This is a genomic window from Vibrio sp. V15_P4S5T153, assembly GCF_963874485.1.
GTDB lineage: Bacteria > Pseudomonadota > Gammaproteobacteria > Enterobacterales > Vibrionaceae > Vibrio > Vibrio anguillarum.
This window is the reverse complement of the sequence record NZ_CAWNHR010000011.1, coordinates 1,624,991-1,648,004: the sequence shown is the minus strand read 5'-3', so window position 1 is coordinate 1,648,004 and position 23,014 is coordinate 1,624,991. Positions and strand designations below refer to the sequence as shown.

The window sequence follows — 23,014 nt, the reverse complement described above, 5'->3', positions numbered from 1 at the left end:
AGTAGTAGACAATGCCAAAACGTACTGACATTAAAAGTATTCTAATTCTAGGTGCTGGCCCGATTGTAATCGGTCAGGCTTGTGAGTTTGACTACTCTGGCGCCCAAGCGTGCAAAGCCCTGCGTGAAGAGGGTTACCGAGTGATTTTGGTTAACTCGAACCCAGCCACTATCATGACTGACCCAGAGATGGCCGATGCGACTTATATTGAGCCTATCCATTGGGAAGTTGTGCGTAAAATCATCGAAAAAGAGCGCCCAGATGCGGTATTACCGACCATGGGTGGCCAAACCGCATTGAACTGTGCACTTGAACTGGAAAAGCATGGTGTTCTGGCTGAGTTTGGCGTTGAGATGATTGGCGCAACGGCTGATGCGATTGATAAAGCGGAAGATCGTTCTCGCTTTGATAAAGCGATGAAGTCAATCGGCTTAGCTTGTCCTCGCGCTGATACGGCAAAAACGATGGAAGAAGCTTACCGCGTTCAAGAAATGGTGGGTTTCCCTTGCATTATTCGCCCTTCATTTACCATGGGTGGAACCGGCGGCGGTATCGCTTACAACAAAGAAGAGTTTGAAGAGATCTGCCGCCGTGGCCTTGATCTTTCGCCAACCAACGAGCTGTTGATTGATGAATCACTCATCGGTTGGAAAGAGTACGAAATGGAAGTGGTTCGCGATAAAGCGGACAACTGCATCATAGTCTGTGCGATTGAAAACTTTGACCCAATGGGCATTCACACGGGTGACTCGATCACGGTAGCTCCTGCGCAAACGCTAACTGACAAAGAATATCAGATCATGCGTAACGCATCGCTAGCCGTACTGCGTGAAATCGGTGTAGAAACGGGGGGGTCGAACGTACAGTTTGGTATCAACCCGAAAGATGGCCGCATGGTGATCATCGAGATGAACCCACGTGTTTCTCGCTCTTCGGCTCTTGCATCTAAAGCGACGGGTTTCCCTATTGCCAAAGTTGCGGCCAAATTGGCGGTAGGTTTCACACTGGATGAGTTAATGAACGACATTACTGGTGGTGCAACCCCAGCGTCGTTTGAGCCAACTATTGATTATGTTGTGACGAAAATCCCTCGCTTTAACTTCGAAAAATTTGCCGGTGCTAACGATCGCTTAACCACGCAAATGAAGTCGGTGGGCGAAGTGATGGCGATTGGTCGTAACCAACAAGAATCGCTGCAAAAAGCACTGCGTGGGCTGGAAATTGGCGTAAACGGCCTAGACGAAATGGTTGATTTAGACGCACCAGATGCACTGACTAAAATTCGCCATGAGCTGAAAGAAGCGGGTGCTGAGCGTATTTGGTATATCGCAGATGCTTTCCGCGCTGGTTTGTCTGTGGATGGAGTCTTTAACCTGACTAACGTTGATCGCTGGTTCTTGGTACAAATCGAAGAACTGGTCAAAATGGAACAAGAAGTCAAAGCGGGCGGTTTTGCTGGCTTAAATGCAGATGTTCTACGCAAGATGAAGCGCAAAGGTTTTGCGGATGCGCGTCTCTCTTCACTGCTTGGCGTGGCTGAAAGTGAAATTCGTCGTATGCGGGACCAATATAATATTCATCCGGTTTACAAGCGTGTCGATACTTGCGCGGCGGAGTTTTCGTCTGATACGGCTTACATGTACTCCTCTTATGATGACGAATGTGAAGCACAACCGACCGATAGAGACAAAATCATGGTGCTCGGCGGTGGTCCAAACCGTATTGGTCAAGGTATCGAATTTGATTACTGTTGTGTTCACGCCTCACTCGCGCTACGCGAAGATGGTTATGAAACCATCATGGTTAACTGTAACCCAGAAACGGTTTCAACAGATTATGACACCTCCGATCGCCTCTATTTTGAACCAGTGACACTCGAAGATGTATTGGCGATTGTTCGTGTTGAAAAACCTAAAGGCGTCATCGTGCAATACGGTGGTCAAACACCGCTGAAATTGGCTCGTGCCCTTGAAGCCGCTGGAGTGCCTATCATTGGTACTAGCCCAGATGCGATTGACCGCGCCGAAGATCGTGAGCGTTTCCAGCAAGCGGTTGAGCGTTTAGGTCTGCTGCAGCCAGAAAACGCAACAGTGACCACGATGGAACAGGCGATTGAAAAATCGAAAGACATCGGCTTCCCGCTGGTGGTACGTCCGTCTTATGTTCTTGGTGGCCGTGCGATGGAAATCGTCTATGACGAACAAGATCTGCGTCGTTACTTTAACGAAGCGGTCAGTGTGTCTAACGAATCACCAGTACTGCTTGATCGTTTCCTTGATGATGCAATTGAAGTCGATATCGATGCGATTTGTGATGGTGAGCGTGTCGTCATTGGCGGCATCATGGAGCACATTGAACAAGCGGGTGTTCACTCTGGTGACTCAGCTTGCTCACTACCGGCTTACACGTTAAGCCAAGAAATCCAAGATGTGATGCGTGAACAAGTTGAGAAGCTGGCGTTTGAATTGGGCGTTCGTGGCTTGATGAACACGCAGTTTGCGGTTAAAGATAATCAAGTTTACCTGATTGAAGTGAACCCTCGTGCCGCTCGTACCGTACCGTTTGTGTCAAAAGCAACGGGCGCACCGCTTGCTAAAATTGCCGCGCGCGTGATGGCAGGGCAGTCTCTAGAGTCACAAGGCTTTACTAAAGAGATCATCCCGCCTTACTACTCAGTGAAAGAAGTGGTTCTGCCATTTAATAAATTCCCTGGTGTTGACCCACTGCTTGGCCCTGAAATGCGTTCAACGGGTGAAGTGATGGGTGTGGGTGCAACGTTTGCTGAAGCTTATGCAAAAGCGGAATTAGGTTGCGGTAATGTTTATCCTGAAGGCGGCCGAGCTCTGCTCTCTGTACGTGAAGGTGATAAACAGCGTGTGGTTGATTTAGCGTCGAAACTGGTGAAATTAGGTTATCAGCTTGATGCTACCCACGGTACAGCTGTAATTTTAGGTGAAGCCGGTATTAACCCACGTTTGGTGAATAAAGTGCATGAAGGTCGCCCTCATATTCTTGACCGTATTAAGAATAATGAATACACCTACATCATTAATACAGCCGAGGGGCGTCAAGCGATTGAAGATTCTAAAGTTCTTCGTCGTGGAGCATTAGCACAAAAAGTCAACTACACCACAACACTGAATGCTGCCTTTGCAACCTGTATGTCTCATACGGCCGATGCGAAGTCATCAGTTACGTCAGTGCAAGAGTTACACGCGCAAGTGAAAGCACACTTAGCATAAGCGTTAAAAAATAATAAATCAGTAGGTCTAAGACCTACATGACAACCTCATTGCCCGCTGAATTAAGCGGGCTTTTTTTATTCGGCCGAATTGAATCGTTTTACCAATGAAGAAGAGATTTGGCTTAGAGGATAGCTTTTTAATTGATGAAAAATGGGAATGGGTTGTTGTCTTGGCTTTCGCTGTTTTCACCTTTTAAGTGGTGCTATTGTTGGTTTTTATTGTTCAATGCGTTGATAAGAAATGGAACTTTCACTGGAAGTATTAGGCCTGTTGTTTTTGGTTGCAGGGATTGCAGGGTTCATTGATGCGATGGCTGGCGGTGGCGGTTTGCTTACTTTGCCGGCTTTGCTGGCAGTAGGCGTGCCACCGACTCAAGCGCTGGCTACCAATAAGCTGCAAAGCTCATTTGGCAGTTTCTCCGCCACTTGGTATTTTGTACGCAATGGCATTGTGAACCTAAAAGAGATGAAGTTGGCGATAGCTTGTACTTTTATCGGCGCTGCGTGTGGGGCTGAACTTGTGCAGCATATGGATGCCAGTTTGTTGACCAGCTTAATCCCGCTGTTGCTGATCGGTATTTCGCTCTATTTTCTACTTGCACCCGCGACGAAAACCCACAATGGGCCTGCTCCATTGTCTGAAACGGCTTTTGCTTTTACGGTCGGTTTTGGTATCGGCTTTTATGATGGTTTTTTCGGTCCGGGCACCGGGTCTATTTTTACGGTCTGTTTTGTCGTGTTAGGTCATTTTTCGTTGATTGAAGCGACTGCAAGAACCAAGGTTCTCAACTTCACTTCAAACATTGCTGCGCTGCTTTTTTTTGTTATTGCTGGCTTGCCGATTTGGAAGATAGGGCTGGTGATGGCCGTTGGTGGTTTTTTAGGGGCGAGAATGGGCGCAAAGATAGTGGTGACTAAAGGGCAGAAATGGATCCGCCCATTAGTTATTGTGATGTCGATGTTGATGGCAATAAAACTTCTTTGGCAACAGCATCAGCAATGGTTGTTATCAATCTTTTGACCCTTGGCGAGCGATAACTATTGCTGCGCAGACAGAGATGAACAGGCCGAACCAAAGGTTGCAGTTCATCAAAATCAAAGTAGTAGCGAGGTTCAATGTTCAGTGCTTTAATCACTGACAGTGGTACTAAAGCAGGCGTCATGCCTCCTAATGCCAATTGTGCTGCGGCCGTATACGAGTCCATTTCCATCTGCGGCGTGATGGCGAGTTTCGCCAATATATCGACTTGATAGGCGTTCGCTGGGTTGGACAAATCATTGGTAACGAGCTGTTTAGGTAACGAAGATAAGGGGGTTTGGCTGACAATGTAAAAGGGTTCATCTACCAGATGAAACGTCATTAGCCCATGATTAGCGGGTAAGTAGCCTGCGCAAAATCCTAATGTCGCTTTGCCTGATTGAACGTGCTGAACAATCCTCGGCGTATGGTTCGTGGTGATGGTGATGAACTTATCGTGCTTGAGGTACTGCCCCATGGTGGTATTAATATAGCCAGCGACTAACGTTTCTGAGCAGTCTATCCTGATCAGTGTGGCATCCGTAAAAGATTGCTGATCGAAAATTAAACCGCATAACTCACTAAAGCTTGGGCCAATAGTTTCAACCAAGGCCTGTGCATCTGTGGTTAATTTAATCTGTCTGCCATCAGGCTCAATCAGCTTTTTACCGACCCTTTTTTCTAAATTAGCAATCCGCTTACTAACGGCGGACTGGCTAATGTAGAGTAGGCTGCCCGTACGCCCCATGGTTTTTTCTTTGCTCAGCACCAGCAAAGTTTCGATACCTTCTAGCAACATAATTAATGACGATGAGGAATAGATTAGCTCATCTTATCGCAAAGCGACCATAACCCATAGCGTCTGTACATGTTACTGTTTGTGGTTTTGATGAGATCGGCTTTATTTATTCAGTGCAAAAGTGGGCAGTGATAAGTGCCAGCGGATCGCTCCAAGTCGAATTATTAAGGTTGAGGCGACTCCGGCCAGAAAGGCGCTTGAGCTATCGTAGCCCATCGCCAGTGCTGTGGTATGAAACAGACCGCCGATGATACAAGCTGTAGCATAGACTTCGCTGCGTAGCACCATTGGAATCTCACGGGCCAGTACATCACGAATAATACCGCCGCCACAGCCAGTAATAACGCCCATGATTACCGCAACCATGGCCGAGTCTTGATAGTTCATCGCCTTTTCAACACCAATGCCAACAAACACGGCTAAACCGATTGCATCACAAACGGGTAAGATCCACCAAGCAACGCGTTTAGGCCTGCGAACCAGCAGCATGGTGAGTAAACAAGTGATGAAAATGACCCAAAGATAAGTGGTGTCTTTTATCCAGAAAACTGGCGTCGCACCCAATGCCATATCACGAATTGTTCCACCGCCAATTGCAGTAACGCTCGCAAGTACGACCACGCCAAACGGGTCCATTTTTAATCGACCAGCTAATAATACGCCAGAAATGGCAAAGATAGCCGTACCAAATAAGTCAATAAGATAGAGCAGCATGGAGTCCATGTTACTGGGTTCTCTTTAGTCGTTAATGGAACAAAATTCGGGCAGGAATTGTACGAGATTTTATTACGCAAGCGTTAGCGTTTTTGGCGAACGACGGAAAAGTACTCACACACTTCTTCTATCGCTTGCAGTGTTCTGGGCGTTGGTCGATTTAACCAATCTGAGGTCAGTGCCCACACAAACCCGTTTTGTACAGCGGGTAGTTGCTGTTGCCACTTTTGCCACATCGTGCCATTTTTTATCGCATGTTCAGAGGTGAAAATTACATCAGGTTTAGCCAGCAGCACTTGCTCAATCCCAACTTGAGGGTAGGGGGATGCGCTGTTGGCAAAAATATTTTCGCCGCCACAAAATTCAAAGACCTCACTGGGCCAACTGCTTTTGGCCAGTGTGATGATCGGTTTTTCACTGAGTTGATAGAAATAACGAACTTTACTTTGGCTGCCATAACTCTGTTTCAGAGTGATGAGTGATTGACGAAAATTACGCGCCGCTTGCTGGCCGATACTCGGATCATCGGCAAATTGGCTAAGTGCTTCAATATTATTGGCAATGTCATCGAGTTTTTGAGTTTTTGTCGTATAAATTGTCAGCCCTAACTGTTCTAATTTATCAAGCTCCTTCGCCGGATTGCCCGCAGGCCAAGCAATCACTAAATCCGGTTTTAGGGTAAGAATGCGTTCTATATTCAACCCTTGGTAATTGGCCACTTTTTCGAGTTTGAGTGCTTGTGCTGGGTAGTCACTGTACTCGCTGACGGCCACCAATTTATCACCAAGGCCAGCAGCAAAGGCCAATTCCGTGGCATGAGGGGCTAAGCTAATGATGCGTTTAACTTGCGCTTGAACTGGAAAAGCTACGCACAGCGTGACGACAATATTGAGAAACAGTAAACGCATCTAAAATCCTTGATGGACGAGCAGCAGTATCGCGCTCTCTAATGCTATCCACGCGAAAATACGCCAAGCTAACAGTTTTTGGATTTGCGCAAGGTGGAAGGCTGATGGGGCGATACGTCCGCCTATTTTTACGCGTAGGGCTTTTTTATCACCGTAGATAGCTGGGCCACCTAAGGCCAGTGATAGTTTATTGCCGACGGCGGTTAACAACCATGCAGGCCCCGGGAGTGGCCATAAGCGGCTTTGTTGTAACATGGCTGAGAAGGTGTTTGATGCGTTGCGACCAATGATAATCAATAGGCTAAATAGGCGCAGTGGCACAAAGTCAAGCACAGCCAGCAAGCGTACCGATGGAATACCAAAAGGATGAAACGCCGCTCGCGAAGGCGCCCAAGCTCTGGCGAGTTCAGCGATGAGACGGTACATCAACGCGCCAATACCGCCAAGACAGGCGTACCAAAACAGCACCGCGATCACGTTGCGCCCATAGCCAATAATGACGGTTTCAGCGCCCGCCTTACCTAACCCCAGCGCTGACAAGCTATCGGTTTCACGATTCACAAAAGGGGCAAGTACGCTGCGAGCGTATTTTTTGTCTTCTTTGCTGAGTGCACCGATAAGCTGATTGGCTAATAATTCTTGGCTACGCCAATCAAATGCGAGTAATAGTAGCGCTAAATCAAATAGTTGAGGTTGCCATACCAAAGGTTTTAACGCGACTAAGGTGACCCATGCGGGTAGGCACATCAATAGCCAAGCCAGTGTGCCGGAAAGTAGGCTTTGTGAATAACTGCTACTGGTATTGACTTTATCCGCTAATATTTCCGCAAATTTTCGCCACAAAGTGACGGGATGAGCGTTACGCGGGATGGGTAAAATAAGATGAAAGGCAACCGCTCCCCACATAACGAGGAGCGTACCGTTGCCATACAAGTAGGTGATTAACTCGTCCATGTTGAGTCTGTCACTGCTTACTTAAGCAGTTCGACCATCTTAATCACCATTTCTGATGAGCTTTGTGCGGCAAGCGGTAAAAATTCATCAAAGGACATCGGAGACGCTTTATCGGCTACATCTGAAATGGCGCGAACGACCACAAAAGGCACTTTGAATTGGTGGCAAGTTTGTGCAATTGCTGAAGCTTCCATCTCAACCGCAATCACGGTTGGGAAGTGTTGGCGAATAAAGCTTTGACGCTCAGCGGTACAAACGAAAGCATCCCCGGTACAAATCAGGCCGCGTACCGCGTGCTTATCTTTGATGTGTGTGAGTGCTTGTTCTGCAACGCGGATCAATGCATCATCCGCTTTGAAAGCGGCTGGTTGACCTGCCATTTGCCCCATTTCATAGCCAAATGCTGTTACATCGGCATCATGGTGACGAACTTCGCTTGAAATGACTACATCACCCATGGTTAAGCTTGAATCAAAACCACCTGCAGAACCGGTGTTAATCACTACATCTGGTTGGTATTCATTAAGTAAAAGAGTGGTGCCAATGGCTGCGGCGACTTTACCAATGCCAGATTGTAGCAGCACCACATCCACCCCATGGATTTGACCTGAAAAATAGGTGCAGCCCGCTTTGCTGACTTCTTGAACATTGTCGATTGCGTCTTTTAATATCGCGACTTCTTGCTCCATCGCGCCAATAATGCCGATTTTCATGAGGTTTCTCTTATTCGGTTAGTAGTAAATAAATATCTGGTGAATATACCCTTCCTACTTGAAGCCGCAGCGGTGTTGGCTACGTTCGTTCACCCCAATCACATAGTTTGCCTATGCTCATGGGGACTCACTCACTTGCCGCCTACCTGCAACTCCAAGTTGTTTGGGTATAGCTAAATTAGCCGAAGTTTAGCACGAAACTTTCCGCCAGTGCGATATTGAGCAACTATTCAATCAAGCCTGCTTTGGTGAGGTTTTCTCGCAGTGTTTCTGCTCGCTTACGATTGACGCCCATATCTGAATAACCAATGCGCGATTCAGATCGTACGATTAAACGGCCGTTCTCTATCTTAAGTTCAAGATCATCCACAAATCGCCAAATACGACTGGTGCATTCAATGCGGAGATAATTGTCCTCTTTCACCGCCGTTTTAGAGCGAGGAATAGAAAGCGCAACCGCTTCAATTTTATCTAAAGAGACGCCTGTTTTGAGGATAAAGGGAGATAGCGAGAACGCGTTACGCTCATCTTGAGTTGAAACGCAATTCGGTTTATTTCCGCAAGGGGTCGCAGTGCGATCGGTCATGGTCGTTACTCCTTGGCTGCAAGCGGTTAACGTGGCAAACATCAGTAAACTTAGTACTACGCGCATGATGGTCCTTATCAAATCAATCCTCATTGCCAATCACCAAAATGCAAGCGAGCTGCAGCCGATGGCTTAAGGAAAATGGTTTAAGAAAAATGGCCTAAGAAAAAAGGATTCACGTTACCATGAATCCTTCAAGGATATTAAGCAGTTAAGGCTTAAAGGCCTAAGTAGTCAAGTATTCCTTCTGCGGCTTTGCGCCCTTCGTCAATGGCCGTGACGACCAGATCGGAGCCGCGCACGGCATCCCCACCAGCAAAAATTTTTTCATTACTGGTTTGGTACTGGAACGATTGCTGCGACGCGGCCTTAATGCGTCCCCATTGATCAAGTTCAACGCCGAATGGCTCAAGCCATGGCATGGCATGTGGCTGAAAACCAAACGCCATAATGACGGCATCGGCTGCCAACACATGTTCGCTACCCGCAACGGGCTCGGGCTTGCGACGCCCAGCGGCGTCAGGCTCCCCTAAGGCGGTTTGCACCACTTTAACGCCACTCACTTGGCCTTGTTCATTGACCTCAATGGCGAGCGGTTGCAGGTTGAACATAAATTCTACGCCTTCTTCTTTGGCATTTTTCACTTCTCGGCGCGAACCCGGCATGTTCTCTTCATCGCGTCGGTAGGCACAAATCACTTTGGCGGCATGTTGGCGAATGGAAGTACGCACGCAATCCATCGCAGTGTCTCCGCCTCCAAGTACCACGACTTTTTTGCCCGCCATATCAATAAATGGTTGGGGTGATTCCAAACCCATCACTTTATAAGTATTTGACACTAAGAAGGGTAGAGCATCGTAAACACCGTTTGCTTCTTCATTTTCTAGCCCTGCGCGCATGTTTTGGTAAGTCCCGACACCGAGAAAAACGGCATCATATTCATTAAGCAGCGTCTGCAGTGTGATGTCTTTACCTACTTCGATGTTGAGCTGAAATTCGACGCCCATCTCACTGAAAATGCGGCGGCGGTTTTCCATTACGCCTTTTTCAAGTTTGAAAGAGGGAATACCAAAGGTTAGCAAACCACCAATTTCAGGATAGCGATCAAACACCACGGGCTTTACTCCGTTGCGCACTAAAATATCGGCTGCGGCTAGGCCTGCTGGGCCTGCACCAATGATCGCCACTTTCTTATCCGTCCACTCCACGTGCGACATGTCTGGTTTCCAGCCCATCTCAAACGCTTTGTCGTTAATGTATTTTTCGATGTTACCTATGGTGACCGCACCAAAGTCATTGTTTAGGGTACAAGAGCCTTCACAGAGGCGATCTTGTGGGCAGACTCGCCCACAGACTTCGGGCAAGCTGTTGGTTTGGTGCGATAGTTCAGCGGCTTCAATAATGCGCCCTTCGTTGGCCAGTTTTAGCCATTGCGGAATGTAGTTGTGCACTGGGCATTTCCATTCGCAGTAAGGGTTGCCGCAATCTAAGCAGCGATCCGCTTGAGCGGTCGCTTGCTGTTTAGTAAAGGGTTCGTAAATTTCGACGAACTCGATTTTGCGAATAGTGAGCGGCTTTTTTGCCGGATCAACTCGATTCACATCAATAAATTGGTATACGTTCTGGCTCATTAATCTGGCTCCTTCCAATTATTGCGCTTGAACGCGAAGTTCGGCGGCACTGCGGCTTTGATGGCCGAGTAGGGTTTGCAGATCCGCCGCCTGGGGTTTGATGAGATAGAACTTTGGAATCCATTCATCAAAGTTCGCTAAGATCTGTTCAGCATGCACCGACCCCGTCTCTTCCAAATGCTCGGCAATTAAACCACGTAAATGTTCTTGGTGAATGTAGAGATCTTGCAATGAAATAGCCTCTACTGATTCACTGTTGACTCGACCTTGGAAATCACCGTTTTCATCCATCACGTAAGCAAAGCCGCCCGTCATACCCGCGCCAAAGTTAACGCCTGTTGCACCCAAAATGGCGACGATTCCGCCGGTCATGTATTCGCAAGCGTTATCACCAGCGCCTTCGATAACTGTGATAGTGCCAGAGTTACGCACACCAAAACGCTCTCCCGCTTTGCCTGCCGCAAACAGCTTGCCGCCCGTTGCGCCATATAAACAGGTGTTGCCGATGATCGTAGCGTCGTTGCAGTTAAAAGCGGTACCAAGGTGGGGTTTGATGACCAGCTTTCCGCCTGCCATCCCTTTACCAACATAGTCATTGGCATCGCCAGTAAGGTAAAGCTCAACACCACCTGCGTTCCATACACCAAATGACTGACCTGCTGTGCCATCGAGATAAATTTTAATCGGCGAGGCGGCCACGCCTTGGTTACCATAACGTTTGGCGATTTCACCAGATAGGCGAGCACCGAGCGAGCGGTCAGTATTTTGTACGTTGTAATACAAGCTGATCGATTGTTGTGCTTCAACTGCCGCTAAAGCGTCATCGACAAATTGTTGGTTAAGTTGTCCTTTATCAAACGGTGTATTGGGTTGAGTCCAGTAAAGCGGATGACCCTGAGCGGATACTGGCGCTTCCAATAAACCGGATAAGTCCAATTTGCTTTGCTTAGCGGTCATCCCTTCAAGTACTTCTAGTAAATCGGTGCGGCCAATCAGATCGGTGAGCTTTTCAACGCCCAACTGCGCCAAGTAACCACGGACCTCGTCGGCAAGACCGATGAAATAGTTCATCACCATCTCAGGTAAGCCTTTGAAATACTCTTTACGCAGCGTTTCATCTTGCGTTGCTACGCCTGTCGCACAGTTATTAAGGTGGCAAATCCGTAAAAATTTACAGCCCATCGCGACCATAGGAGCTGTGCCAAAACCGAAGCTTTCGGCACCTAAAATCGCGCCTTTAATCACGTCCAGTCCTGTTTTTAGACCACCGTCAACTTGAAGTCGAATTTTGTGGCGCAGGCCGTTTGCGACTAACGCTTGTTGGGTTTCAGCAAGGCCGAGTTCCCAAGGGCTACCAGCGTATTTTACCGAGGTGAGTGGGCTAGCCGCTGTACCGCCGTCATAACCAGAAATAGTGATAAGATCGGCGTAGGCTTTGGCAACGCCAGTGGCAATGGTGCCAACGCCCGGCTCTGAAACTAATTTGACCGAAACCAAAGCTTTTGGGTTAACTTGTTTGAGATCGAAAATCAGCTGGGCTAAATCTTCAATCGAATAAATATCGTGGTGCGGCGGTGGCGAAATTAAGGTTACGCCTTGTACTGAATAGCGCAACTTGGCAATTTCTGCGGTCACTTTATGGCCGGGAAGTTGGCCACCTTCACCCGGCTTCGCTCCTTGCGCCACTTTAATTTGCAGTACGTCAGCATTGGTGAGGTAATGCGGAGTCACGCCAAAACGCCCTGATGCGACCTGCTTAATACGGGAGTTACGTTCAGTGCCAAAACGGCGTGGATCTTCTCCACCTTCACCAGAGTTGGAGTAGCCACCTAAGCGGTTCATTGCGGTCGCTAACGCTTCATGAGCTTCTGGGCTTAAGGCGCCAATCGACATCGCCGCAGAATCAAAACGTTTAAATAGCTCCGTACTGGGTTCAATTTTTTCCAGTGGTAGCGGTGTCGCTGATTTTTTTAAGCGCAGTAAATCGCGTAGCATCGCGACGGGGCGTGCGTTGACCTGCTGGGCAAAGCTTTGGTAATCGGCGCTTTCACCTGATTTAACTGCGGCTTGTAAGGTACCAACCACATCTGGGTTATAGGCATGGTATTCACCACCATGCACGTATTTTAATAAGCCACCTTGTTCGAGCGTTTTACGTTTGGTCCACGCTTTGCGCGCTAAATTAAATAGATCTTGTTGGAAGTCTTCGAAGTTAGCACCTTGAATACGCGTGGTGACACCTTTAAAACACAACTGAACTACGTCGCTATGTAGGCCAACCGCTTCAAACAGCTGCGAGCAGCGATAAGAGGCAACGGTTGAAATGCCCATTTTCGACATGATTTTCAATAAACCTTTGTCGATACCGTAACGGTAATTTTGCATCACCTCGCGATAGCTTTTTTCCAACGTGCCATCATCAATCATTTTGCCGAGCGTTTCGTAGGCCAAGTAAGGGTAGACGGCTGTTGCGCCAAAGCCGATTAAGACTGCAAATTGATGAGGGTCACGTGCGGTGGCGGTTTCGATAATGATGTTTGCATCGCAGCGTAAATTGGCTTCGACTAAGCGAGTGTGTACTGCGCCCACGGCCATTGCCGCTGGGATCGGCAGTTTATCCTTATGCAAAGCGCGGTCAGACAATACGATCAATACCGATCCTTGGCGTACGGCCTCCTCTGCTTGTTGGCAAAGTTCGAGCAAAGCTTGCTTGAGATCCTTATGCTGTGGATCGTAATTGATGTCTAAAATGGTATTGCGATAGTGTTTGTCGCTGAGCTCCAATAGCTGTTGCATGTCGGAATAGAGCAAGATAGGTGAATCAAAGGTAACACGATAAGCGTGACCATCGGTTTCACAGAACACGTTCATCTCTTGGCCGATGCTGGTGGCCAGTGACATCACGTGCTTTTCACGTAGTGGATCGATAGGCGGGTTCGTAACTTGGGCAAATTTTTGGCGGAAATAATCGGTAACCAAACGCTCTTTCGAAGAGAGCACCGCCATCGGCGTATCATCACCCATTGATCCCACCGCTTCTTGGCCTACATCTCCCAGTACGCGCAGTACTTGATCAATCTCTTCGTTGCTCATTGCAAACTGTTTTTGATAGGTTTTCAGCTCGTCATTGTCAAAGCTGCGCTCGCCCACCAAATCGTCACTGAGTTCAGAAAATGGCGTTAATCGGTGGACGTTATTTTTCATCCACTCGCCATAAGGGTGGCGGCTTTTGAGATCGTTATCAATTTCACTAGATTGCCACAATTTCCCATGACGGGTGTCGATCACCAGCAGTTCACCGGGCCCAACGCGGCCTTTTTCAGCCACTTCATCGGGCGCGTAATCCCAAATTCCGACTTCAGAGGCGAGGGTGATGAGTTTATCTTTGGTGATCACATAACGCGCAGGGCGAAGGCCATTGCGATCAAGGTTACAAGCAGCATAACGGCCATCCGATAACACAATGCCAGCTGGGCCATCCCATGGCTCCATGTGTTTTGAGTTAAAGTCGTAAAAGGCACGAAGGTCTGGGTCCATATCAGGGTGATTTTGCCACGCCGGCGGCACTAACATACGCATGGCACGGAAAATATCCATTCCCCCCGCTAAAAACAGATCGAGCATGTTGTCTAAGCTTGATGAATCGGAACCTGTTTCATTGACAAATGGCGCGGCGGTTTGCAGATCCGGTAGTAGGGGAGAGGCAAATTTGTAAGCCCGTGCTCGCGCCCATTGACGGTTCCCTTCGATAGTATTGATTTCACCATTGTGCGCTAAGTAGCGGAACGGCTGTGCCAGTGGCCAACGTGGCTGAGTATTGGTTGAAAAGCGCTGGTGGAACAAGCAAATGGCTGATTCCATCCGTAGATCAGCTAGGTCAAGATAAAAGCGCGGTAGGTCTGCAGGCATGCACAAGCCTTTGTAAACAATGACTTGAGTCGATAGTGAGCAAATATAGAAATCACGATCTTCGGTGATCTGTTTTTCAATGCGACGGCGAGCAATGTAAAGGCGTCGTTCAATGTCTCGTTCACGCCAACCAGCGGGAGCACTAACAAAGACTTGTTGAATATCAGGCACGGATTCGGCAGCAATAGGGCCAAGTACAGCTTGGTTCGTTGGTACGGTTCGCCAACCTGTCACTGTGAGTGTTTCTTGCGCCAGTTCTTTGTTGATAATATCGCGCGCTGATTGCGCTTTGACCGGATCTTGGCTGAAGAAAATCATACCAATCGCATACTGTTTGGCGAGCTTCCAACCTTTTTCTTCAGCGATGAGTCGTAGGTAACTATCTGGTTTTTGTAGTAATAGACCACAGCCATCACCGGTTTTACCATCGGCTGCGATGCCGCCACGGTGGGTCATGCGATCTAATGCTGAAATCGCGGTTCTGACTAATTTATGGCTGGTTTGGCCTTCCATGTGGGCGATCAAACCAAATCCACAGTTGTCTTTCTCTAAACTTGGATCATATAGAGCCATTGCAATTCTCCCTTTGCTTCTCTGTCATCCAGACAGTAAATGACTAACTATTCTATTTTTGTTGTTTTAAGTGGGTAATTATGCGTTCATTCTCAATTTAAATTTTAACAAAAATGATTATTTTAATTTTCACTGACTTCACAACCTATAGCTTATGGTGCAAAAGGTCAAGTTGTTGGTGAAAAATCATGTTGCAATGGGATTTACCACCTAATCATCTAGATTAATATAATATATTCAATGAGATAGAATTTTTGTTGTTACAGTTTGTTAACGTGGGTAATCTCATGGAATAAGAATTAGCCATAAAAAAGGCCAGCATTAAATGCTGGCCAAAAAGTAGAACGTTGGAAGGAATCATCGCTGCTTAGCGCTCTGGATCACCTTGAACTAGCGAAAAGAGCGCGAGGCACTAGGCTGAAAGCATCAATGAGTCGGCTTTCGCTTCTAAGTTGGTGTTGCCCATCAAGTAAGCGTCGATCTCGCGTGCGCACTCGCGCCCTTCATTGATACAACGTACGACTAACGATTGTCCTGTGCGCATATCACCGGCAGCGAAAACACCTTTTTGGTTGGTCGCAAAACCTTGTGTTGCCACATTACCACGCTCATCTAACTTGATATCAAGCTGAGCAAGTACACCATGTGGTTCTGGATGTAAAAAGCCCATAGCAAGGAAAGCCATATCACACGCAATAATACGTTCACTGCCCGCGACTTCATCAAAGTTCGGGCGCTCACCCGGTTTTGCATCTTGCCAAACGATATCAGCAACACGTAGCCCCGTGACTTGACCTTGCTCGTTGCCGAGGAACTCTTTGGTCAGAATATTCCAATGACGTTCGCAGCCCTCTTCGTGGGAAGTTGAGGTGCGCAAAATCATTGGATATTGCGGCCAAGGCATATTGGCTGGGCGTTTATTGGCCGGGATCGGCATGATTTCAACTTGCGTGATGCTTGCGGCGCCGTGTCGGTTTGAGGTTCCGACACAGTCAGAACCAGTATCCCCACCACCAATTACCACCACATGTTTGCCCTTAGCGTGGATCTCATCAGTTTTAAGATCCATGTTATTCGCGCGGCGGTTATTTTGTGCCAGAAACTCCATCGCAAAATGAACCCCTTTTAACTCTCGCCCCGGAATCGGCAGGTTACGAGGCACGGTAGAACCACCAGTAAGCAAGATGACATCAAACTCTTGGCGCAGTTGCTGTGCGTTGATATCAACACCGATATGTGCGTTTACTTCAAACTTGACGCCCGCTTCTGCCATCAAATTGATTTTGCGATCAATAACGTCCATAGCCAGTTTGAAATCTGGAATGCCAAAACGCAGCAGGCCGCCGACTTTTTCATCACGTTCAAACACAGTAACTGAGTGACCCGCGCTGTTCAACTGCTCAGCTGCGGCCAAACCCGCCGGGCCAGAGCCAATGATAGCGATGGTTTTTCCAGTACGAGAACGCGGCTTTTTCGCTTTGGCATAGCCTTCGCGATAAGCCGTTTCCACGATGGTTTTTTCGATATTACAGATAGTAATGGGATCTTGGTTGATCCCGAGTACGCACGAACTTTCGCAAGGTGCAGGGCACACGCGACCAGTAAACTCGGGGAAGTTATTGGTTGAGCTTAAGATCTTCCAAGCTTCTTCCCAGCTATCACGATAAACGGCATCGTTAAATTCAGGAATAATGTTACCGATAGGGCAACCGTTATGGCAAAACGGTACTCCGCAGTCCATGCAACGAGACGCTTGAGTATTAATTTTGCTACCAAACTCTTCGTTGAGGACAAACTCTTGGTTGTTTTGAATGCGAACCGTTGGATCGAGCTTTTTTGGCAGCTCGCGGCCATGTTCTAAAAATCCAGTAGGCTTACCCATTTATACGGCCTCCACTTCTTCCGTTTGTACTTGCGCAGCTGCAGCCTTGCGTTTTTGAAGAACCGCTTTGTAGTCACGCGGCATCACTTTTACCATTTGGGTAAGGTTTGCTTCAAAATTATCAAGGAATAACTGAGCCACTTCACTTCCTGTGAACTGAACATGCTTGTTGAGCATCTCACGTAGCAGATCGGTATCTTCTTGTTGCAGTGGGTCGAGATCAACCAATTCAGCGTTAAGCTTAGTTTCGAAGTCTCCATGTCGATTCCACACGTAGGCTACACCGCCGCTCATACCAGCCGCAAAGTTACGTCCTGTCGAACCGAGGATCACTGCGACTCCACCTGTCATGTATTCACAGCCGTGATCGCCGATACCTTCTACGACCACTTTAGCTCCTGAGTTACGCACGCAGAAACGTTCTCCAGCAAGGCCGCGAATATAGGATTCACCTGAAGTTGCGCCATAGAAACAGACGTTACCCACTACGATGTTATCTTGCGCAATGATGGTTGAGCGCGTGTCAGGGTAGAGCACTAACGTACCGCCAGATAAGCCTTTGCCCCAATAATCGTTGGCATCACCTTCCACTTCAAACGTCACCCCTTTAGCAAGGAATGCCCCGAATGATTGTCCTGCGGAGCCGTTGAATTTAACTTTCATTGGCTGAGGTAGACCTTGGTCTTTATATACCTTCGATATTTCGTTCGACAGCATAGTACCCGTGCTACGGTCAGTGTTGACGATAGGGAAGACTGCGTTAACCGCTTCGCCTTTCTCAAGCGCGGGGTTGGCTACTTGAATTAGCTGACGATCTAGCACGTTTTCTAGATGATGATTTTGTTTGGTTTGGCAATAAACACCATCTTCTGCACGAGGCTCTTGAATGTACAACACTGGTGACAAATCGAGGTTTTTGTATTTCCAGTGGTTGATGTTGTCACGCACTTTCAGTTTATGCGATTGGCCAACCATTTCATCGATAGTACGGAAACCCAGTTCAGCCATGATTTCACGTAAGCCTTGCGCCATGTATTGGAAGAAGGTGACGACATCGTCTACGCGGCCATCAAAGCGCTCACGCAAGGTTTTGTTTTGTGTCGCAATCCCTACTGGGCAGGTGTTTTTATGACACTTACGCATCATGATACACCCTTCAACCACTAGCGCAGCGGTGGCAATTCCCCACTCTTCCGCGCCTAACAATGTCGCCATTGCAAGGTCACGTGGTGTTTTCATCTGACCGTCACTTTGCACGACAATGCGATTACGCAGGCCATTTTTAAGCAAGGTTTGGTGCGTTTCAGCAAGGCCGAGCTCCCAAGGCAAGCCTGTGTGACGAATCGAAGACATCGGTGATGCACCCGTGCCGCCATCATAGCCGGCAATTAATACCACATCCGCTTTGGCTTTAGCCACACCGGAAGCGATAGTACCGACCCCGGCTTCGGAAACTAATTTCACGTTGACTCGGCCGGTACGGTTCGCGTTTTTCAAATCAAAGATCAGTTGCGCCAAATCTTCGATCGAATAGATATCGTGATGCGGTGGTGGTGAAATAAGACCGACTCCCGGAGTCGAGTGGCGTGTCGCGCCGATCCAATCATCAACTTTATCACCCGGCAGTTGCCCACCTTCACCAGGTTTCGCGCCTTGAGCCATTTTGATCTGTAGTTCATCGGCATTGGTGAGGTAGTAGGAGGTCACGCCAAAACGACCAGAAGCGACCTGCTTAATTGCAGAGCGTTCCCAATCGCCATTTTCTTTGCGTTCAAAGCGTGCTGGATCTTCACCGCCTTCACCCGAGTTGGATTTCGCGCCAATACGGTTCATCGCCACGGCTAACGTTGAGTGTGCTTCGTAGGAGATGGAACCAAACGACATGGCACCGGTTGCGAAGCGTTTTAAAATACGTTCAATCGGTTCCACTTCCTCAATGGGAATCGAACCGGCTGGATTTTTAACAAAATCAAGCTGGCTACGCAGCGTGGCAGCGTTGTCGCCTTGGTCATCTACCGCTTTCGCGTATTGCTTGAACTGCACATAATCTTTGTTGCGTGTTGATTGTTGCAGCAACGAAATCGTCTCTGGGTTAAACAGGTGTTTTTCGCCACGCTGTTTCCACTGATAAACGCCGCCCACATCCAACACTTGCACTGGAACTTCGCGACTCGGGTAGCCCACGCGATGGCGAACTAACACCTCTTTTGCGATGTCATCAATGGTCAAACCTTGGATGCGCGATACAGTGCCAGTAAAGTACTTATCTACCACTGATTTGCTGATGCCCAACGCTTCAAAAATTTGCGCACCGTGGTAAGACTGCAGTGTGGAAATGCCCATTTTGGAGAAGATCTTCAGTAGCCCGCCGTTGATGCCTTTGCGGTAATTGTCAAACAGATCTTTCGCTGCAATGGTCGGGTCGAGTTTTTTAACTCGTTGTAAATCGATAATGGTTTCAATGACTAAATACGGGTTAACCGCATTTGCGCCATAGCCAATCAATGTCGCAAAGTGGTGTGTTTCACGCGCGTCGCCGGTTTCTACCACTATGTCACATTTAGCTCGTAAGCCTTTACGGATCAGGTGGTGATGAACCGCACCGACAGCGAGCATTGCAGGGATTGCCGCATGGTTTGAGTTTACCGCGCGGTCGGTCAATAAAATAATCGAGTAACCATCGATAACCGCATCTTCTGCATATTGGCAAATGCGTTTCAGCGCGCGTTCCAATTTGCCTTGATCTTCACTGGCTTGAAATACGATATCTAAGGTTTTCGCTTGCAGATGTTCGTTATCAATAGCGCGCAGTTTCTCAAGCTCAGAGTTGGAAAGAACAGGAGATTCCAATTCGACTTTTAAGCAGTGCAGGGGCGTCTCTGTCAGTAAGTTCTGATCTTTACCGAGGTAAGTATTGAGCGACATCACCATTCTTTCACGGATCGGGTCGATCGGTGGGTTGGTGACCTGAGCAAACAGTTGCTTAAAGTAGTTGGAGAGATGCTGTGATTGATGCGAAAGCACTGCCAGAGGCCAGTCTGCCCCCATGGCCGAAAGCGGTTCATAACCGGTTTTTGCCAAAGGAAGAATGATTTCATTCACCTCTTCTGAGCTGACGCCAAACGACTGTTGGCGGGACATTAGACGCTCAGGAGCAGGTTGGCTGTACTGGTTGCTCGCTTCAGGCAGTTTTTTCAAGCTGAGGAGGTTCTCTTCAACCCATTTGGCGTAGGGCTGAGCATTCGCAATGCTGTCTTTCACTTCCTCATCAGAAATGATGCGTCCTTGCTCTAAATCAGCGACAAAGATACGTCCGGGCTGTAAACGGCCGCGGTATTCCACGTTCTCTGGTGCAATTTCAACCACGCCAGATTCTGAAGCCATGATCAGAAAATCATCTTTAGTCACGGTATAACGTGATGGGCGCAGGCCGTTACGGTCCAGTGTTGCGCCAACTTGTACACCATCAGTAAAACATACTGATGCTGGGCCATCCCACGGTTCCATGACGTTAGCATGGTATTGGTAAAATGCGCGGCGGGTTGGATCCATATTTTTATTTTCTTGCCACGCTTCAGGGATCATCATCATCAGGGCGTGTGGCAGGCTGCGGCCAGACAGAACCAGTAACTCTAATGCCATATCGAAGTTGGCGGAATCTGAACTGCCTTCTTGGCAAATTGGCAGCAGCATGTCGATTTCAGCTTGTGTAAACAAATCTGATTCGAGGATCGCTTCGCGCGCTTTCATCCAGTTTAAATTGCCGCGAACTGTGTTGATTTCGCCGTTGTGCGCAATGTAACGGAAAGGCTGAGCTAAGCGCCATTTAGGGAATGTATTGGTCGAAAAACGAGAATGCACCAGCGCCAGCGCGGTCACCATGGTCGGATTTTGTAGATCAAGGAAGTACTGTGGTACTTGCTCTGTGGTGAGCTGACCTTTATACACCAAGGTTTTGTAAGACATGGAGTTGATGTAAAAATCATCACCAATGTTAGATACACTTTCTAAGCAGACGCGAACGGTGTAATTACGCAGAACGTACAATTTACGCTCTAATTCTGCGGGGGTGGTACTTGGGCCACCGGAGATGAAAACGTGCTCAAATTGAGGCTCAGTGCTAAGTGGGTCTGCGCCAATCATGGAGTTATCGGTTGGCAAAACGCGATAACCCAGTACTTCTAAATCGAGTCTCTTGGCGTTGCGTTCTAAAATATCACGACACTGGGCGCGTTTGTGCTCATCTCTTGGAAACAGCACCACGCCGACGCCGTACTTTTCAAACGAAGGCAGTTTTAAGCCAAGTTTAACGGTCTCTTCAAGTAAAAACTCATGGGGTTTTTGTAATAAGATACCTGCGCCATCACCAGAACATGGGTCACAGCCTTGGCCACCACGGTGTTCCATACGAGCAAGCATGTCTAAAGCTTGAGTCACTACTTGGTGAGACTTACGGTTTTTCAGGTGGGCAACAAAACCGATACCACAAGCGTCATGCTCCAATTCAGGAGTATATAGACCTCGTGAATCCTGCTCTCTATCTACCATAGATACATCCTTCCAGTTCAATTTAGACGCACGTGTGCTAAGGCATACTTAGCGATGCGACTTGTCCTTTAATTGTTATCAATCTAAACCTGCCTGTGTTGGCGGGTTCGAATCCTTTCCGTCTCTCGCCGGAAAAATATGGCGAGAAAAACATTCCTTAGTGATATTCAATTTATTTATGCCACTTGCTAGTGGTTTGTATAGGAGGGGTGCGAATATCACCGATTTTTCCACAACTATTTATGTAAGGAATATCACAAAAAATAGGGCGGATGTGTAAGTATCCTACAATTTTGTTTATAGGAATTCCAACGAAAACTCATTTTAGTCGCCCATTTTTTTCGTTAAAAATGCATGCACTGTTTAACATTGGTGCAACATTAAGCAAATAACGCTGTTTTTATGAATGTTTATTGATTTTTGTTAGGTAGGAGAGTGTTTGATACGGCTACTCTTTGTGAATTTATTTTGCAGGGATGTAATTTAGTTACATAAATCTAACTGAGATTCATTACTATCTATAAGCGGTATTTCTTCAATGCAATTACATCAACTGGTTAACACGATCGGCCAAGATCTGCAGCGCCGTTATGGCGAAAAAGTTCACAAGCTGACCCTGCATGGTGGTTTTAGCTGTCCGAATCGAGATGGCACGATTGGGCGAGGTGGTTGCACCTTCTGTAATGTCGCCTCTTTTGCTGATGAAGAAACACAAGCCCAAAGTATTGAGCAGCAATTGACAGAACGCGCTGGTGAAATCAAACGTGCCAAAAAATATCTCGCGTATTTTCAAGCTTATACCAGTACCTATGCGGAAGTGCAGGTGTTGAAAAATATGTATCAGCAAGCGCTTCAATCGGCTGACATTGTTGGGTTATGCGTCGGTACTCGGCCTGATTGTGTACCCGATGCTGTGCTCGATTTATTGGCCGATTATGTGCGACAAGGTTTTGAAATTTGGCTCGAACTGGGTTTGCAAACCGCCAATAATCAAACACTCAAACGGATCAACCGTGGTCATGATTTTGAATGTTATGCGTTGATCACTGAGCGCGCTCGAGCCTTGGGGATCAAAGTATGCACGCATCTCATTGTGGGGCTACCTAAAGAAACGCGTACCGATAATCTTCAAACCTTAAAGCAAGTCTTAGCGGTAGGCACTGATGGCATCAAGTTACATGGGGTGCATATTGTTGAAGGCAGTACGATGGCCAAAGCGTGGCGAGCAGGAAAATTACAAGCGCCAACGTTAGAAGAGTATGTTTCCATTGCGAGTGAATTGATTCAAATGACGCCACCTGAGATCATTTATCACCGAGTCTCGTCAGCCGCCCGGCGGCCGACCCTGCTTGCGCCACTGTGGTGTGAAAATCGTTGGCTTGCGATGACCGAAATAGGTCGAGCACTTAATCAAGGTGGCGCACAAGGCTCACGCTTAAGTCGACCGTTTGTCTATACGCTTCCAAACAGCTAAAGATTCAAGCAATTTCGCAAATCCTTGTGATTAACTTGGCTGACGAATCGACGTTAAACGC

At 47.7% G+C, this 23,014-nt stretch carries 13 protein-coding genes; 3 read left to right on the top strand and 10 right to left on the bottom strand.

Annotated elements, in window-relative coordinates; all coding sequences use genetic code 11:
- Nucleotides 1-11 precede the first annotated feature (11 nt).
- Both carB and AACT42_RS09420 read left to right on the top strand, forming a co-directional pair.
- Nucleotides 12-3,242 carry a carbamoyl-phosphate synthase large subunit gene (gene carB / locus AACT42_RS09425; protein ID WP_010317985.1) on the top strand — a complete coding sequence of 1,077 codons (3,231 nt, stop codon included), beginning with the start codon at nucleotides 12-14 and terminating at the stop codon, nucleotides 3,240-3,242.
- 243 nt (nucleotides 3,243-3,485) lie between these two features.
- Nucleotides 3,486-4,265, top strand: coding sequence for a TSUP family transporter (locus AACT42_RS09420; protein WP_017047462.1), 780 nt, complete (start codon nucleotides 3,486-3,488; stop codon nucleotides 4,263-4,265).
- Here AACT42_RS09420 and AACT42_RS09415 read toward each other — a convergent pair.
- From AACT42_RS09415 to gltB (AACT42_RS09370), 10 genes are all read right to left on the bottom strand, one after another.
- Nucleotides 4,189-5,061, bottom strand: coding sequence for a LysR family transcriptional regulator (locus AACT42_RS09415; protein ID WP_017047463.1), 873 nt, complete (start codon nucleotides 5,059-5,061; stop codon nucleotides 4,189-4,191). The genes AACT42_RS09420 and AACT42_RS09415 overlap by 77 nt on opposite strands.
- A gap of 102 nt (nucleotides 5,062-5,163) precedes the next feature.
- A complete protein-coding gene (locus tag AACT42_RS09410; RefSeq protein WP_013856095.1) occupies nucleotides 5,164-5,784 on the bottom strand; it encodes a TRIC cation channel family protein in 621 nt (206 codons plus the stop codon).
- 74 nt (nucleotides 5,785-5,858) lie between these two features.
- Nucleotides 5,859-6,683, bottom strand: a complete 825-nt coding sequence (btuF, locus tag AACT42_RS09405) for a vitamin B12 ABC transporter substrate-binding protein BtuF (protein WP_094134187.1) — start codon at nucleotides 6,681-6,683, stop codon at nucleotides 5,859-5,861.
- Nucleotides 6,684-7,637 (bottom strand): cobalamin biosynthesis family protein, encoded by a 954-nt coding sequence (locus AACT42_RS09400; protein ID WP_094134188.1) that lies wholly within the window; start codon nucleotides 7,635-7,637, stop codon nucleotides 6,684-6,686.
- A gap of 17 nt (nucleotides 7,638-7,654) precedes the next feature.
- Entirely contained in the window at nucleotides 7,655-8,350 is a 696-nt protein-coding gene (gene mtnN / locus AACT42_RS09395) for a 5'-methylthioadenosine/S-adenosylhomocysteine nucleosidase (protein WP_013856098.1), read from the bottom strand.
- 226 nt (nucleotides 8,351-8,576) lie between these two features.
- Complete coding sequence (locus AACT42_RS09390) at nucleotides 8,577-9,005, bottom strand: DUF1499 domain-containing protein (RefSeq protein WP_373433375.1); 429 nt, start codon at nucleotides 9,003-9,005, stop codon at nucleotides 8,577-8,579.
- A 149-nt stretch (nucleotides 9,006-9,154) separates the two neighbouring features.
- Nucleotides 9,155-10,567, bottom strand: coding sequence for an FAD-dependent oxidoreductase (locus tag AACT42_RS09385; RefSeq protein WP_026027954.1), 1,413 nt, complete (start codon nucleotides 10,565-10,567; stop codon nucleotides 9,155-9,157).
- Nucleotides 10,568-10,585: 18 nt separating this feature from the next.
- Nucleotides 10,586-15,049, bottom strand: a complete 4,464-nt coding sequence (gene gltB, locus AACT42_RS09380; protein WP_094134189.1) for a glutamate synthase large subunit — start codon at nucleotides 15,047-15,049, stop codon at nucleotides 10,586-10,588.
- Between the two features lie 412 nt (nucleotides 15,050-15,461).
- Nucleotides 15,462-16,931: a glutamate synthase subunit beta gene (locus tag AACT42_RS09375; protein ID WP_017043075.1), complete on the bottom strand. Its 1,470-nt coding sequence runs from the start codon at nucleotides 16,929-16,931 to the stop codon at nucleotides 15,462-15,464.
- The gene (gene gltB / locus AACT42_RS09370; protein WP_094132257.1) at nucleotides 16,932-21,479 is read right to left on the bottom strand and encodes a glutamate synthase large subunit; all 4,548 of its coding nucleotides are present in this window, start codon (nucleotides 21,477-21,479) and stop codon (nucleotides 16,932-16,934) included.
- Nucleotides 21,480-22,017: 538 nt separating this feature from the next.
- Here gltB (AACT42_RS09370) and AACT42_RS09365 point away from each other — a divergent pair.
- Entirely contained in the window at nucleotides 22,018-22,953 is a 936-nt protein-coding gene (locus AACT42_RS09365) for a TIGR01212 family radical SAM protein (protein WP_094132258.1), read from the top strand.
- Nucleotides 22,954-23,014: the final 61 nt, after the last annotated feature.